The sequence below is a fragment of the Bacillus sp. RO2 genome (assembly GCF_012911845.1).
GTDB lineage: Bacteria > Bacillota > Bacilli > Bacillales > Bacillaceae_I > Sutcliffiella_A.
On the sequence record NZ_JAAXCU010000011.1, the window covers coordinates 1 to 15,363 of the forward strand.

At 39.1% G+C, this 15,363-nt stretch carries 17 protein-coding genes and 1 pseudogene; 11 read left to right on the plus strand and 7 right to left on the minus strand.

Annotation, left to right across the window (positions count from 1 at the left end):
- Positions 1-522 precede the first annotated feature (522 nt).
- The gene (locus HF078_RS00955; protein WP_169289451.1) at positions 523-720 is read left to right on the plus strand and encodes a hypothetical protein; all 198 of its coding nucleotides are present in this window, start codon (positions 523-525) and stop codon (positions 718-720) included.
- Positions 701-1,129, plus strand: coding sequence for a hypothetical protein (locus tag HF078_RS00960; protein ID WP_240951652.1), 429 nt, complete (start codon positions 701-703; stop codon positions 1,127-1,129). The genes HF078_RS00955 and HF078_RS00960 overlap by 20 nt, the downstream gene beginning before the upstream one ends.
- Positions 1,130-1,172: 43 nt before the next feature.
- Here the strand turns inward: HF078_RS00960 and HF078_RS00965 are convergent, their stop codons facing one another.
- From HF078_RS00965 to HF078_RS00975, 3 genes are all read right to left on the minus strand, one after another.
- On the minus strand, positions 1,173-1,721 hold the full coding sequence (locus tag HF078_RS00965; protein WP_169289452.1) for a CBO0543 family protein: 549 nt from the start codon (positions 1,719-1,721) through the stop codon (positions 1,173-1,175).
- 138 nt (positions 1,722-1,859) lie between these two features.
- On the minus strand, positions 1,860-2,297 hold the full coding sequence (locus HF078_RS00970) for an OsmC family protein (RefSeq protein ID WP_169289453.1): 438 nt from the start codon (positions 2,295-2,297) through the stop codon (positions 1,860-1,862).
- 110 nt (positions 2,298-2,407) lie between these two features.
- A complete protein-coding gene (locus HF078_RS00975; protein ID WP_240951653.1) occupies positions 2,408-2,626 on the minus strand; it encodes a glutaredoxin family protein in 219 nt (72 codons plus the stop codon).
- Positions 2,627-2,786: 160 nt separating this feature from the next.
- Here HF078_RS00975 and HF078_RS00980 point away from each other — a divergent pair.
- Positions 2,787-3,355: pseudogene (locus HF078_RS00980) on the plus strand (Crp/Fnr family transcriptional regulator).
- Between the two features lie 39 nt (positions 3,356-3,394).
- Here the strand turns inward: HF078_RS00980 and HF078_RS00985 are convergent.
- The 3 genes from HF078_RS00985 to HF078_RS00995 form a co-directional block, all read right to left on the minus strand.
- Entirely contained in the window at positions 3,395-4,825 is a 1,431-nt protein-coding gene (locus HF078_RS00985) for a dihydrolipoyl dehydrogenase family protein (RefSeq protein WP_169289455.1), read from the minus strand.
- A gap of 16 nt (positions 4,826-4,841) precedes the next feature.
- Positions 4,842-5,504, minus strand: a complete 663-nt coding sequence (locus HF078_RS00990; RefSeq protein ID WP_169289456.1) for a TVP38/TMEM64 family protein — start codon at positions 5,502-5,504, stop codon at positions 4,842-4,844.
- A 68-nt stretch (positions 5,505-5,572) separates the two neighbouring features.
- Positions 5,573-6,445 (minus strand): EamA family transporter, encoded by an 873-nt coding sequence (locus HF078_RS00995; protein ID WP_169289457.1) that lies wholly within the window; start codon positions 6,443-6,445, stop codon positions 5,573-5,575.
- Between the two features lie 338 nt (positions 6,446-6,783).
- Between HF078_RS00995 and HF078_RS21005 the strand changes: the two genes are divergently transcribed.
- The 7 genes from HF078_RS21005 to HF078_RS01025 all read left to right on the plus strand — a co-directional run bounded on the left by HF078_RS21005 (position 6,784) and on the right by HF078_RS01025 (position 13,983).
- Positions 6,784-6,909: a hypothetical protein gene (locus tag HF078_RS21005; RefSeq protein ID WP_277350499.1), complete on the plus strand. Its 126-nt coding sequence runs from the start codon at positions 6,784-6,786 to the stop codon at positions 6,907-6,909.
- A gap of 78 nt (positions 6,910-6,987) precedes the next feature.
- Positions 6,988-8,883 carry a squalene--hopene cyclase gene (gene shc, locus HF078_RS01000; RefSeq protein WP_169289458.1) on the plus strand — a complete coding sequence of 632 codons (1,896 nt, stop codon included), beginning with the start codon at positions 6,988-6,990 and terminating at the stop codon, positions 8,881-8,883.
- 114 nt (positions 8,884-8,997) lie between these two features.
- Positions 8,998-9,975, plus strand: coding sequence for a beta-propeller fold lactonase family protein (locus HF078_RS01005; RefSeq protein WP_169289459.1), 978 nt, complete (start codon positions 8,998-9,000; stop codon positions 9,973-9,975).
- A complete protein-coding gene (locus HF078_RS01010) occupies positions 9,972-10,655 on the plus strand; it encodes a response regulator transcription factor (RefSeq protein ID WP_169289460.1) in 684 nt (227 codons plus the stop codon). Before HF078_RS01005 ends, HF078_RS01010 begins: the two co-directional genes overlap by 4 nt.
- Complete coding sequence (locus HF078_RS01015) at positions 10,652-12,037, plus strand: sensor histidine kinase (protein WP_169289461.1); 1,386 nt, start codon at positions 10,652-10,654, stop codon at positions 12,035-12,037. Before HF078_RS01010 ends, HF078_RS01015 begins: the two co-directional genes overlap by 4 nt.
- A 73-nt stretch (positions 12,038-12,110) precedes the next feature.
- Positions 12,111-13,490 (plus strand): PepSY-associated TM helix domain-containing protein, encoded by a 1,380-nt coding sequence (locus HF078_RS01020; RefSeq protein ID WP_169289462.1) that lies wholly within the window; start codon positions 12,111-12,113, stop codon positions 13,488-13,490.
- A gap of 19 nt (positions 13,491-13,509) precedes the next feature.
- A complete protein-coding gene (locus HF078_RS01025; protein WP_169289463.1) occupies positions 13,510-13,983 on the plus strand; it encodes a FixH family protein in 474 nt (157 codons plus the stop codon).
- A 69-nt stretch (positions 13,984-14,052) separates the two neighbouring features.
- Here the strand turns inward: HF078_RS01025 and HF078_RS01030 are convergent, their stop codons facing one another.
- Positions 14,053-14,289, minus strand: a complete 237-nt coding sequence (locus HF078_RS01030) for a hypothetical protein (protein WP_169289464.1) — start codon at positions 14,287-14,289, stop codon at positions 14,053-14,055.
- 321 nt (positions 14,290-14,610) lie between these two features.
- Between HF078_RS01030 and HF078_RS01035 the strand changes: the two genes are divergently transcribed.
- Positions 14,611-15,333: a D-Ala-D-Ala carboxypeptidase family metallohydrolase gene (locus tag HF078_RS01035; RefSeq protein ID WP_169289465.1), complete on the plus strand. Its 723-nt coding sequence runs from the start codon at positions 14,611-14,613 to the stop codon at positions 15,331-15,333.
- Positions 15,334-15,363: the final 30 nt, after the last annotated feature.

Here is a 15,363-nt window from a genome sequence, read left to right on the forward strand (position 1 = left end):
GGTGAACGGAGTAATAGAGTGGCCTCATAAGACCGAAACGAAGCGGAAAGGGGGTGAAGGGACTAATAGGAGTGATCAAGAAGACCGAAGCCAAGCGTAAATCCGGTGAAGGTTCAAATAGAAGTGCTCTATAAGCCCGAAGCATAGTGAAAATCGGGTGAACGGTCAAATAGAAGTGCTCAATAAGCCCGAAGCGCAGGGAAAATCGAGTGAACGGTCAAATAGAAGTGCTCTATAAGCTCGAAGCCACGGGAAAATCGAGTGAACGGTCAAATAGAAGTGCTCTATAAGCCCGAAGCCCCGGGAAAATAGGGTGAACGGTCAAATAGAAGTGCTCTATAAGCCCGAAGCACCGGAGAAATTGAGTGAACGGTCGAATAGAGAGGCGCTATAAGCCCGAAGCATCAAGACAATTGGTTTCTACAATTAAAATAACAGAATATTTTAAAAACAACGGAACTTTTCAGCCCTCAATAACGTATTTAAGATATATAAAAACATAAGGAAAAGGGGGCACCTCTCATGATCTGGTTATTCATCATTGTACCAATATTACTTCTAATCGGAATCACGCTCTACATGGACAAAAAGAATAATGGAATGAACCATCCCCCAGATGTAAACAGAGGCAATCAAAATATTGAATCAGAAACAACTAGATATCAGTTCAATCAAATTAACAACCACGGTGGAGGAAGCGATGGCGGAGGATCAAATTAATATGGATTACGACATCCAAGGAAACCATGAAAATTTGAAAATCTTGCAGGCTTCCAAAGATCATTTTGGAAGCCACCTTAAACTTGAAGTTACGTTTCCTGATGGGACTATTGTAATTCGGTGGGGACTTGATGAAATTGATTACCTAAGAATTATAGAAATTATTAAAAGTAATTATTTTGATAGCCTAGAACAAGGGTATCATTATGAATTACTCCCTTATGTTGGTGTATCCCTTGATAAACCAAATGGTAAGCAAAAGTTTCTTGCAAACCTACGATGTGTTCAGTGGAAAAAGGCTGCAAGAATTGAATTTGAATGCTCCGATAGGTTTGCTGGAAATTTAGAATGGTTTAAAAAAGAAGTAAGATGTTTAAAAGATTTAGATCGTCTTAGATGGGAGTACTAAAAGAGTAATGTAGGCGCTCTGCACCTTCTTAAATAATTTTGTTTCAAGTTTTTATATATCCATAATCCTCTCTTGTTGTTAGCCAATTCGCTATTAGATAAATCACCATATAAAACGGCACAGAGAAGATATATTGCCAATTGTATGGGTTATAAACTTTTAGGAAATGAACAATAGGCTCTCCTACATATGCAGTCAATAAGCCGAATACGATTGCTTTAATTAGTGGAGATGAATTTGGTTTAAATTGGATTAAACTCATTACTACTACTGGCATCAGTGCTAAGTTATAAGGAAGATAAGCTAAAATGAACGGAATCACTTCAAAGCGATAAGACCATAAGCCCAATTGGACTCCGATTGTATCCAAAATTAGTGAGGCAGTCATCACAAAGAACCCAGCATTCAATAATCGATACCTACTTTCTTTTTGGTGATAGACAACCCAAAACAGCCAAGAGAAGACGGTTAGACCTACCCCAACCCACCAACGCCAAGTAAATAAGACTTCTTGAAACCATAAATCAATGATTTTATCATATAGCTCAGATTGACGGATAATTATTTGATCAATTTTTTCCAAGGTGTTCATTTGTTTCAACTCCTTCTTCCACCGGCTTTAGAATTAGTATTAGTTTATATAGAAATTTTATGATGATACAGAGGGACTAAAAAAATTTTCTCCAATGCAAACAAAAACAGAAGGGACACGCCCTTCTGTTTTTAATAGTTATGCCTTTTTCCACTCAGTCAATAGCTCTACTCCTGCAGCTTTAAAGCCAGTGTATACAGGGCAGCGTTTATCTGTCATCTCTTTTAATTCTTGTATGCGTTCATCAGATTCCGTTGTTTTGACAAGAGCTTGGATGGAGATTTTTTCAAAGTACGGTCGGATCCCTTCTTCTCCCATTAGACCACGTGTGTCTAATTCGCCGGTAATGGTAAATGACATACCTTGTAAGTCAAATCCAATTTCTTTAGCAACAAAATTAGCAATAACATTTTCACATCCAGCTAAAGACGCTAGCATAGTGGAAAGGGGATCAGCGCCTGTATCTTTACCGCCCATTGATGCAGGTTCATCAATAATAATTGTGTGTTTACCTGCTTTTATATCTGACCTCATTCCAGCTGATTCTGCCGTTACATTAAATGTTGCTTTTGCCATGGTTATCTTCCTCCTTCAAATAGTAACTTCATTTTCGATTATACTGGGCATTATACAGAAAAACTGTAAGATGGATTACGTTCAGAACTTGCTACTTTATTTTTAACTTTTTATTTTGTAATAGTTAGAGAAAATATTTCCTTCTGAACTAAATATTTTTCTTCCACTACAAGAACAGGTAATAACAATTTTCCTACTTTTTGCTTTATGATATCTACATATTCAGGTTTTTCAAGTACATCAACCTCTTTAAATTGAACTTCCAAGGATTTAAGGAAAAGTTTTGCTGCATGACATTTATGACATCCTGGCATGGAAAATAAAATCATGTGGTACAAACTTACCTCCTCTATTATAGTAATATCCGTGTTTTTACTATAATGAGAAATAGAAATATATACTGTAAGTTAGCTTACAGTATAATGAAAAGAAAAATAATATTATTAGTATTGGAAAATATTAGATGTAATATTTGAGGAAGGTGAGAAAATGGATGATAAATTGTTTTTACTTTCACAAATAAGTTTATTGGATGAGCTACCGATGGATGATTTAAAAGTGATTGATGAAATGAGCGAGATGAAACCAGTTAAAAAAGGGACTATCATCTTGTCTCCCGAAAAACACATGGAGGCACTTTTCTTGTTGAAAAAGGGACAGGTCCGTTTATATCGACTGAATTCGAAAGGCAAACAGTTTACGGTGGATATACTGGTAGATGGTAATATCTTTGGTGAAACTTCTACCATGTCTCTTACTGATGATCAAGTCTATGCGGAAGCGATGACAGATACTTATTTATGCATATTGGGTAAGGAGGAATTTGAGGAATTCATTGAAAATAACCCGAAGATCGTGAAAAGACGGGGAAAAGAAAAAAAGAATGGCAAACGATAGAAATGAGAGTAACTCATCAAGATATTGCAAATATGATTGGTTCAACTCGAGAGACCACAAGTGCTGTTATAAGTCAGTTGAAAAAAGAAGGAATAGTCAAGAAAACTATACTTTTTTCTGTTCATGTGGATAAAGCCTTAGAACTATTGAATCGTTATTAAAAGGTAAGCGTAGGCAACCTCGTTGTCCTACGCTTAAAGTTATCTAAACCACCTAATATACTTTTCCATCACCTTTGGCAAGAACCCATCAAACAGCTTCTTCCTCCAAAATGCATCTGCTGTACGTTGAACCGCTGCACTATGATTTGGGTATGGATGAATGACATTGGATATGCTGCCTATTTTCTTTTTAAACTGTTTAGAAAACACTACCTCTTGCATCCAATCCCCAGCATGATTCCCAACGGCATGGGCCCCAATTATATAGCCTTTTTTATCTGTCATGATTTTTACAAATCCAGTTGTTTGATGATCTGTTACGAAACGATCAACTTCGGACAAATCCACCTTATAAGCATCATAATCCAGCTTTTTTTCTTTTGCTTCTTCTTCGGTTAAACCTAAATGAAATACTTCCGGTGAAGTATAGGTGACCCATGGAACATTAGAATAGTCTATTTTTCTTCTTAATCCTAAAAGTGCGTTTTGGACGACTTGTTTGCCTTCCATTCCTGCTACATGAGTAAAGGGCAATGTTCCGTTTACATCTCCTATGGCATAGATGTGAGGGATGTTTGTTTGTAGGCGTTCATTAACTTTAATATGCCCTCGGTCATCCGTTTGTACATTGGCATTATTTAATTGAAGTTTGTCAGAATTAGGTGTTCTTCCTGTTGCAACCAGTATTTCATCGACTTCAAGAGATATTTCCTTTTCATCTGGTTCCATGGTGAGATGAACAACTTTCCCATTTTGACCATCTTCAATAGATTTGACAGTAGTCTTGAAGAGCAGCTTCATTTCTTTAGAAAGGACATCCTTCATGAGATGCTGTACTTCCTCGTCCTCTTTTACTAAAATACCATCAGACCTCTCGACAACCGTCACATCACTTCCTAATCTCGCCATCGCCTGAGCCATTTCAATTCCAATGGGCCCACCACCTAACACTAAAAGTCTTCTTGGTAATTTGGTTAAAGAAAAGATGGTTTCATTGGTGATATATCCATTCTCTTTCAAACCAGGAATTGGTGGAACAAAGGGTCTTGATCCTGTTGAAATGACAATTCTCTTACCAAAAATAATTTCACTATCATTAACTATGACTTGGTTCTTAGAGTGAAAAGCCCCCATTCCAATGTATACATCGACACCTAGTTTACGAAAACGATCGGCATCATCATGCACTTGAATATGGTCAATTGCTTCCTTCACTTTCTTCATGACAGCTTCCATGTGAATATTCTCTGAAACGTGAACTCCGAACTCTTTAAGGGAACGGGAGTTTTTTATACGATTTGCAATTTCAATAAGGGCCTTGGATGGAACGCAACCGAAATGTAAACAGTCACCGCCAGGCTGCTCTTCTTTTTCAATTAACGCAACTTTTCCTCCTAAAGAAGCGGCACCAGCGGCTACCGTTAATCCGCCAGCTCCTCCTCCAATAACTATAAGATCATACTTTTTCATGATGAAAATTCACCTCTCACCCTCCATTTTTGGTAAAGCCTAATTTCCCTCGGATCTTTTTACTGAAAATTAATGGAAGTACACTAATTAAAACAAAGACGATAACTGCTAGGATAATGACTAATTTATTATCGCCGACAAAACTGGATCCTAGAAAATTGTAAGCAAAAGTACCTGGAATAATCCCAATAACGGTTGCCAAAATAAAATGCGACACCTTCACTTTAGAAAGCCCAGCTAAGTAACTAATTAGATCGAAGTTGAATAGGGGTATTAAACGAAGGAGGAGTACATAGAAAAATCCATTATCCTCCATTTGCGACTGGATCTTTTGGACTCTTACATTCGAGGTTTGACTTCTAACAATACTTTTGCCAAACTTCTTTGCAACCAGGAAAGATACGATAGCTCCTAATGTAGCACCAATGACTGTATAGACTGTTCCCCAAATTGCTCCAAATGCAAGTCCTGCTGCTAGAGAGAGAATAGAGGCAGGGAACAAGATAAGTGGCCGAATCGTATACAAGACAATGTAGATAACAGGTGCGAATACACCAAAGGATAGAATCCATTGTCGAATTCCTTCTGGGCTGATATTTAGATAGTTGTGATTGATAAACAATAAGGAGCCTACTAATATTGCTAAAATTATTCCTTTTATCCAATTTTTTTTCGTCATGGAATCCTTCCTCTCAAGCTTCATGTTTCTATTTTATAAAATAAAGGTTACTAATGCTGTAAGCTTCCTTACATTTCTTTTTGTTTCACATTACTTACCCCAATCCCTCCTAATATAATACCTACCCCAGCCCATTGATACATACTGATATGTTCTGATAATACCAAGGCTGACATGATTACTGCGACAGGGAGCTCGGAGGCTGTTAGAATCGTTCCAAGGCCTGGCCCCACATGCGGCATACCGATGGAAAAGAGAAATGGGGGAAGCACTACACCAAATATGCCTAGAATTAATCCATATGGAGCTATGCCTAATACTGTTGGTAGATCGACTAAAAAGAAAGGGGGAAACAATATAAACGTAACAATTAAGCCCCCAGTGGAAAGAAGAGCACTTTTTTGAATGGCAGGAATGTCCTTACCGATGATACCGCTCAAAAATATAAAAATGGAAAATGTGAAAGCGGAAAGTATTCCCCATAGAACTCCTTGTAATGAAATTGACTCTATCTTGTCCTCCAAAAGTCCTGCAGCTAAAACTGATCCGGAAAGTAATATCACAATGGAGAGAATCTTACCTGATGAAGGACGTTTTTTATAAAAAATCCATTCCATTAATGTGCCAATCCAAATAAATTGAAACAAACAAATGATAGCAAGGGAAGCTTCTAGTGTTTGTAAGGATTGATAATAAAACAATCCTGTTAGCCCCATCGGTATCCCTGCTAACACAAGTTTCAATGTTTGCATGAAATGCAATTTTTTCTTTTTAATAAACAAAGCGGCGATCCAGATTATGATGGTACCAACTAACACTTGGCTACCTGTTACCTCACTCATAGAATAACCGGCAGCATATGCGAGCTTCACGAATGTTGACAGAATGCCAAGACAGCAGCCACCCAAAAATACCATTAACGCGTAATGCCAAGTTTTCATCTTATTTACCCTCTTTCATTGATGTGAAATACAAAAAAGCCACACAAGTGCCCGAAGACAATTGTGTGGCGAAAATAGAGATATCTCTAGAAAAATCCACAATACATCATTTTATTATTCAATTTCCACACCAAATTATACTGGAATGATTGCTTCAAAGCAATGTGATTTTTTGGGGTTTCTAAACAACACATTAATAGTTGTTTTTCTAGCAAATTAGTAGCAAAGTTAGAACTAACAGAAGAGGGGGGACGGAAAGAATGAATTATAAAAATTCCATATCAGATACAAAGTTAAAAATGGTTCAATTAGAAAGAGAATTAAAGAGGCTGGAAAATTTGAAACGAGAACAAGATGTCACCACATTACATAATCGATTGATAAAAATCAATAAAGAAATCGATGCGTTAATCCTTGAAGCAAATAAGAGAACGGGAAGAGTCAATGATGGAATGTTGATATAAAGTAGATTGCCGATTAGTCTTCTAAATTGTGTTAACGTACATAAGTTTTAGTATGACGTGAACATAGTGGAGGGACATATGAACCCGGTAGATAAAATAAACGAGAAGCTTAAAGATATGATAACCAACCTTCTCAACAAGCAAACGGATAAAGGTACTTGGGATTTTTGCTTTGAAGGAAGCATTATGACGGATGCGTATATGATTATTTTGATTAGAATCCTTGAACTGACGGACGAGGAAGTAATGGTTAAGAGACTAGTGGAACGAATCAAGTCACAGCAACATTCCAACGGAGCTTGGAAAGTGTACCCAGATGAGGATGGAGGAAACCTTAGTGCGACCATAGAAGGGTACTTTTCTTTATTGTACTCAGGATACGTTGCCAAGGATGCTTCCTATATGCGCAAAGCGGAGCGTTTTATTCGAGAAAGTGGAGGGCTGGTAAAAAGTGATTGGTTGACGAAAATGATGCTTGCGTTAACAGGGCAAATCAAGTGGCCAAGTATCATAAAATCAATATCTATTGAAATCATGTTCCTGCCAAGCTGGTCCCCTATCTCCATCTATCAGCTTGTTGGGTATGCAAGAGCACACTGGATACCAATACTAACTTGCAGTAATCTGAACTATTCCTTTGTCCATTCACGAACCCCGAATCTCACTCACTTACAGGGAGGAGGAAGTGATGCTGAGGATCAACGGATTTTAGAAGAGATGCAGAACCTTCAACTTTATTTTAAAAATGCCTTAAAAAAGCTCAAAGGCTCACCGGAAATTCTGAAACGAAAAGCTTTTATCAAAGCAGAAGACTATATTCTAGAAAGAATTGAAGAAAATGGAACGCTGTATAGTTATTTCAGTGCAAGTTTCTTTATGGTTTTTGCGCTTCTTGCACTAGGTTACGATAAAAAGAACCCTCTCATAGAAAACGCATTTCAAGGGATGAAAGCTTATCTTTGCAGAAATGCTGACCAACTTTTTATTCAAAATTCTCCCTCCACTGTCTGGGACACTGCCCTGCTCTCAGTAGCTTTACAGCAAGCTGGAGTTCCACATCAACATGCTTCCATCATGAAAGCAAGCAACTATCTTTTTTCTAGACAACAACAGAAATACGGGGATTGGGCTATCAAAAATCCAGGTGTCACACCAGGTGGATGGGGCTTTTCGGACACCAACACCTTTGTCCCTGACATTGATGATACCACCGTTGCTTTGAGGGCTATCACCCCTTTGGTAGGTACAGAAAATCACTTCAAACATGCTTGGAACAAGGGAGTGGAGTGGGTCTTGACCATGCAAAATGATGATGGTGGCTGGTCCGCATTTGAAAAGAATACGGATAACTATCTATTATCTTTCATCCCTTTCCAATATGAAGACAGGGTGCTTTTCGATCCTTCAACTGCTGATTTAACAGGAAGAACCTTATATTTTCTAGGAGAGTATACAACCATTCCTCAGGAATCCGATGTTTTTCGAAAAGCAAAGGAGTGGTTGGAGCACAATCAGGAAGATAACGGTTCCTGGTACGGGAGATGGGGTAATTGTTATATCTATGGAACTTGGGCGGCCATTACAGGTTTGAAAGCTATCGGCGTATCAAGTGATGATCCCTTAATCAGCCGTGCTGTGAAATGGCTATTTTCGATACAAAATGAGGATGGTGGCTGGGGAGAGTCATGTGAGAGTGATAGCAAGAAACGTTATATTCCTTTGCATCACAGTACTCCTTCTCAAACCGCTTGGGCTTTAGATGCTCTCATCTCCGCGTCAGAAATTCCAACTCCTAATATAGAAAAGGGAATCTATTCTCTATTAAGTTTACTAGAAGCCGATGATTGGAGAATTTCCTATCCAACAGGTGCAGGAATTCCAGGTGGGTACTATATCCATTACCATAGCTATAAATATATCTGGCCATTGCATGCACTTAGCCACTATAGGAATAAATATTACGAAACTGAATGATGCAAGTGTAAAAGGTGATTCTAATAAAACGGAATCATCTTTTTCTTTACTCACACTTTATTCACATTTTTGAAGTAAAATAAAGGTTAATATTTCTGTTTAGGAGTGTTACGATTGAGAAATCCTTTTAGCATAATGGCCTTAATAATGATAATGACGTTATCAGGATGTACAAGTTCTGATATTGGATTGCCAAAAATGAAGAACGAAGATTCAGTCCTATATATCAGCCATTTAAAAGAAAATGCTATAACTGCCCTGGATCTATCTACAGGTAGTGAAGAGAAAGTAAGTTTGCCAATCAGGTTTTCAGCAATTGTGGAAATTAAATCAGGGGTGTATGTGGCTTCTGTCAAAGAAGAAGAAGACCTTTATGTTATCAATACTAATGAAAATAAAGTTTCTCCATATATGGAAATTGACGCGGGAATTCTTGAACTAACTTATGATCAAAAAAATGGACTTCTTTACACATCAAATGGAAAGGAAAATCAAATACAAGTGATAGATGTCGAAAAGAAAGAAATTATTGACGAAGTAAGTGTGGGAGACTATCCGTCAAAAATGGTACACCAAGGTCAGCGTTTATATGTGCTTGCTGCCGGAAGCGGGGAAGTGTATGTGATGGACACTTCTACGCATAAAATTACGAACTTTTTTTCGGTGAATGAGAGGCCAGAAGGATTGCACTTTGATGGAAAGTATATATGGACAGGCGGACATGGTGCTACAGGTGAAATGAATGAAAATGTATTCGCCTATGATCCGGAAACAGGCAAGAAAGTAAAATCTGTGGCAACCGGACTGATGCCCATTCAAATTACACAGGTTAACGAAAATTCCTCCATATATGTACTTAGTCATGGGGACCACAGCTTGACAAAATTTAACGAAGACACCTATGAGGTAGAAAAGAAAATAACTGTTGGGGATAACCCAAGCTATATGATTGCTGATGGAACCAACTTGTATGTTTCAAGTCTAGATGGAGATGAAATACTTGTACTAGATCAAGATAGCTTAGATGTTGTAAACAAGTATGCAATTACGAATGGTCCCTATCTTTTATTTAAAGGAGGCGAGGGAGAATGAAGGATGCCTTTCAAGTATTGGTGGTGGACGATGAAGCAGATATGAGGGAAATGCTAGATATGTATCTTCATAAGGAAAACTATCAAGTACTTCATGCGGAAAATGGAGAAGAGGCGCTTGACTTGCTTTACGATCAGGAGGTAGATCTAATCATCCTTGATGTAATGATGCCAGTCATGGACGGCTTTACTGCCTGTAAGAAAATCCGTGAAAAATACATGATGCCGATCCTGATGCTGACAGCTAAAAGTGATGAATGGGATAAGGTTAGAGGCTTGAAGCTCGGAGCGGATGATTATGTAATGAAACCTTTCAGTCCTAAGGAACTTTTAGCCAGGGTGGAGGCATTGCTTCGCCGATCCAATCAAGCATTCTTTGATGTGGTCTCCCATTCTGAAATAACCGTTCAGAAAAGCGCTCGGCAAGTGCTTAATGGAGGGGAACGGGTGAACCTTGCAAGAAGGGAATATGACCTCTTACTATATTTAATGGAGCATGAAGGAAAGGTATTTTCAAGAGAACAGCTGCATGATGTCATTTGGGGGCTAGATACTGAAAAGGGCTCCTTCCGTACGGTGGATACTCACGTGAAAACGTTGAGATTTAAGCTTAAGGATGCAGGAGCGAAAATAAAAACAGTATGGGGTATTGGTTATAAGTTTGATGGAGGAGATGCATGAAGGCCTTATCCATTCGTAATAAAATCTGGTTAACCATCCTATCTGTATCTTTACTAACCATCATCCTTGTAGGGGGAGTCTCCTACTATCTTTATCAAACCTTATATATTGAGAAGCAGACAGATATGTTGATGAAGCAAGGTCAAACCTTGGAACAGGTTTATTATGAAGAGAGTAGGGAGACATTTTTAGATCGGCTGGACTGGTTGGAGATCAGTTCAGAAACTTCTATAATTTTTTCAGATGATCCTATGTTGCTTGCTAGTGGGGCTCCTTTTGATTCGTTTACTGATGAGAACCTTATTACTTTTGGTGAAAGGCAGAAATTGATGAAGGGAGAGACCTTAACCTTTACGAAATACCATACCGCGTTGCAACAGGAAATTCGTGCGGTAGTTATTCCCTTAAGAATAAATGATAGACTGGAAGCAGTTGTTTTCCTATATATGCCTCTAACGGCAATTACCGAAGCTTTTCAACCAATTAGAAATTTACTATTGATGGGAATGCTCCTATTGATTTTGCTTCTTACCTATGTCGGAACGAAGATGACCAATAGAATTGTTCGCCCCATTAAGCAAATGGAGAAAGTAGCAAAAGACATTGCCCAAGGGGATTTTTCTAAAAAATTATCTATTACAGGCGATGATGAGATTGCAAGCCTTGGCAGGTCCATTAATAAGATGTCATCTAATCTTGATGAAGTTGACAGGAACAGACGTGAATTTTTGGGCAATGTATCCCACGAATTAAGGACTCCAATCAGCTACCTTAAAGGATACAGTGAAGCATTGGAAGTTGGCATCATTCCCACTGAAAAGTTTGCAGAAACGATAAAGAAAGAAACGGATAGAATGGATCGCCTTGTTCATGATCTGTTGGATCTTGCTCAGCTGGAGGGGGACTCGTATCCGATGAACAAAGAACCGGTCATACTTGCCGAACTGGTTAAAGAGGTGCTGGACCGCTTGCGTTTAAAGCTTGATGATAAAAATCTTGCTACAGAAGTTCAACTCGATGAAGGGGTAGTCGTAAATGGCGATTATCGGAGACTCGATCAAGTAATAGAAAACCTTTTGAGTAATGCAATAAAATTCACCGCCAATAGCAGGACAATTCGAATTTCACTCAAAGAAGGAAAAACGATGGGAGTCCTGAAAATAGAAGATGAAGGCATAGGGATTCCTGAAGAGGACCTTCCATATATTTTTGAAAGGTTTTACCGAGTCGAAAAAGCCCGGACTAGGAAAAGTGGTGGAACAGGGTTGGGACTTTCCATTGTGCAACAGATTGTCAGTAAGCATGATGGAAGCATTAGCGTGGATTCACAGCTTGGTAAGGGCACGGTTGTCACAGTAGAAATTCCATTATTCATTTTTTAATCATCCTTCATTCTTTCTTCACAATTGTTCGTCAGAATGTAAGCATACGAAGAAAAATTGAAGGAGTATGCTTATGGAGAATACGACAAATCAAGATAAAAGCAAAAATCAGACCAGAAATGGCCTCTATCAAACCATGTGGAGATGGCATTTTTATGCTGGAATCATTTTTGCTCCTTTTTTAATCATCCTGGCATTTAGTGGTGCCGTTTACTTATTTAAACCTCAGATTGAATCCTATATTTATAAGGATCTTTATTATGTGGAAGAAACAAAGGCGACAACCTTATCTGTTAATGCACAGGCTGAAAAAGTACATGAAGAATATCCTGGTGCTTCCATTAGCAGAGTGTCCATTTTGGATGAAGAAGACCGTACAACTAAGTTCTCTACCATGCAAGATGGTCAACCTGTTAGTGTTTTTGTAGACCCTTATTCAGGAGAGGTTATGGGGGATCTGCCTGTTGAAAAAGAATTGATGACTATCTTTGTGAAACTGCACAGTGAATTACTAGTAGGAGGGACTGTTGCAAACCGTATTGTGGAGCTTGCTGCTTGCTGGGCCATTATCCTTATTTTAACAGGGCTTTATATTTGGTGGCCGCGCAACCGTGCCTCCATTTGGGGAACATTTCTTCCAAGATTAAAAAGCAAAGGCCGTGTATTCTGGCGTGACATGCATGCGGTACCAGCATTCTGGCTGTCTATTGGACTTTTAGTCTTAATTTTGACAGGACTACCATGGTCAGGTGTCATGGGGGAGCAAATTAATCGAGTCGCAACAGCGACGAATACCGGATATCCCGCTTTCTCTTTTAGCTTTGGACCGAAGCCAGAATCCGTTACCGTGACAAAGGATGTAGCAGAAGATGTACCATGGGCTACTGAGAATGTTCCCGTTCCTGCATCAGAAAATAATCAATATATACCATTAACTCTAAATGACGCCGCAGGAATTGCGGAAATGAAAGATGTACAAAAGCCATATTCCATCTCCATGCCTCAAGGAGAAACTGGAGTGTTTACGATTTCCACTTCCCACTCCAAGCCTTTTGATAATGCCACGTTGCATGTAGATCAATATAGTGGAGCGGTACTGACAGATGTCAGGTATGAGGATTATGGATTGATGGGGAAGGCAATTACGCTCGGAATCGCCCTCCACGAAGGTAAATTATTCGGAGTGGCTAACCAGCTGGTAGGTCTACTACTGTGTATCGGACTGATTGGAATGATGGTAAGCTCCCTGATTATGTGGAGAAAAAGAAAGCCAGAAAACGGGCTAGGTGCTCCAGGTCGACATGTAGATATCAAAATAAAAAGGGCCGTTACCATTATCATGCTGCTTCTGGGACTTGTCATGCCGTTGGTTGGAATCTCTATAATCGTGGTACTTTTATTAGATAAGCTTGTATTTGTTAGAATAAAACGTCTAAAAGCCTGGTTAGGGTAAGAAAGGTGTCTTGTTTAAAATGAAGAAATTATTGTTAGTTGTTGTTCCGTTTTTATTATTGTTGGTCGGCTGTACAAGTGCTCCTGAAGAAGAAACATCGATGGAAATCGTTGAGGTTGAAATGGAACTTCCGGAAAATGTGAAAGAACAAGAGGAAGTTGCCGTTAAGACCCTCGTGACACAAGGCGATGAAAAAGTGGAAGATGCCAAAGAAGTGCAATTTGAGATTTGGAATGTGGAAAAAGGAAAAGAAAACAGTGTACTACTTAATGCAGAACATGTTGGTGATGGGGTTTACGAAGTGAAGCATTCTTTTGAAGATAAAGGAGTTTACCGAGTGCAATCTCATGTGACAGCTCGTGACATGCATGTGATGCCTACCAAGCAAATGGTGATTGGGGATCTGAGTCAAGAAGAAATTGACACTATCTTGGCAAGTGAAGTGGAAGAGGAAGAACATAAAGATGATGGAGACCATGACCATCATCATTAAAAGAATCGAGGGGACAGGCACGCTGACCCACATTTTACAATGTGGGTCGCGGTACCTGTCCCCTTAATATTACCAAGGTACTTGAGAAGAGTGACATTTAAAAATGCCAAGCCATTCAGAAAGTGCACAACCTGCTGTAAATCCAGTATTTCCACTCTTCCAATTGCTACCTGTAGAAGTAGAACCGATTGTGCTGCTGACATTTGCCGCCTCTGCAGTATGTAAAGAGTCGGATGCGACAAAGCTTCCAAAAGTCAGTGCGAATACTGCCATAGTAGCAATTGCAATTCGACCGAATTTCTTCATAGTATCATCTCCCTCTATTATTGATTAATTCCAATTTGTTGGAATGTTACCAATATAACAATCTAGCTCTCTAAGTTCAACACGACAGAGGCACTAATAATTTTCCATTCTTATAGGAATAAACTAATCTTTTTGAGTTGAAATACTTTACTATGTTAATAGAACACCGCATCAAGATGTGAGTGATCTAAGAATCTAGTAGAGGAGGACTACTTACATACTTTAAATAATCTCTAATTCTAGCAATCAATCGTTGTCGTAACTGCAGTTTGATTTGAACAAGTCATTCAAAAAACTATTGTGATTGGGAGAGATGGGAAGATGGTTAAAGTGTATCAGAAGATGTTGGCTTTCAGTTTTACTTTGATGCTTGGTATGATATTGTCCTTGGTTACGGCAGAAGAGGCTTCAGCATATAACTGGACAAGAACATTAAGTGAAGGTTCCAGTGGGTCGGATGTAAGGGAGTTGCAGATTCGTGTAGCCGGATGGGCAGCGGATTCACCTCAACAAACAGTTGTAAGTGTAGATGGACAGTTTGGGGCTGGAACAAAAGCTGCGGTCATACGTTTTCAGCGTGCTTATGGGTTGACGGCGGATGGAGTAGTCGGACCGCAGACGCAAGCCAAGTTAAATGAGTTGGAATCACCAAATGGAACGAAACACTTCAGTTACAGTGAATTTTATTCTAAAGACGGAAGCGGATTTAACGGAGGGAATGTATCGGCTGCGACTGTACAAGAGAATGTGCGTCGAATGATGTACAAGCTTGAGGCAATCCGAGTGAAAATTGGAAACCGTTCAATGAATGTTAACTCCGGTTTTAGAAGCATCTCTCACAATCGCAATGTAGGAGGAGCATCCAATAGCCAGCACACGTATGGGATTGCGGCAGACATCAGCGTATCAGGTGTGAGTACTACTACTGTTCGAAATGCGGCAAAAAGCTCGGGATTTAGCGGGATCTACAGCGAAGGCAGCTTTACACATATGGATAGCCGAGTGGAATATCCTTATGGTACACAATCTTGGTGGTGGGAATAAGTATGAAAAAGAGGGCTTATCATTTCGGTA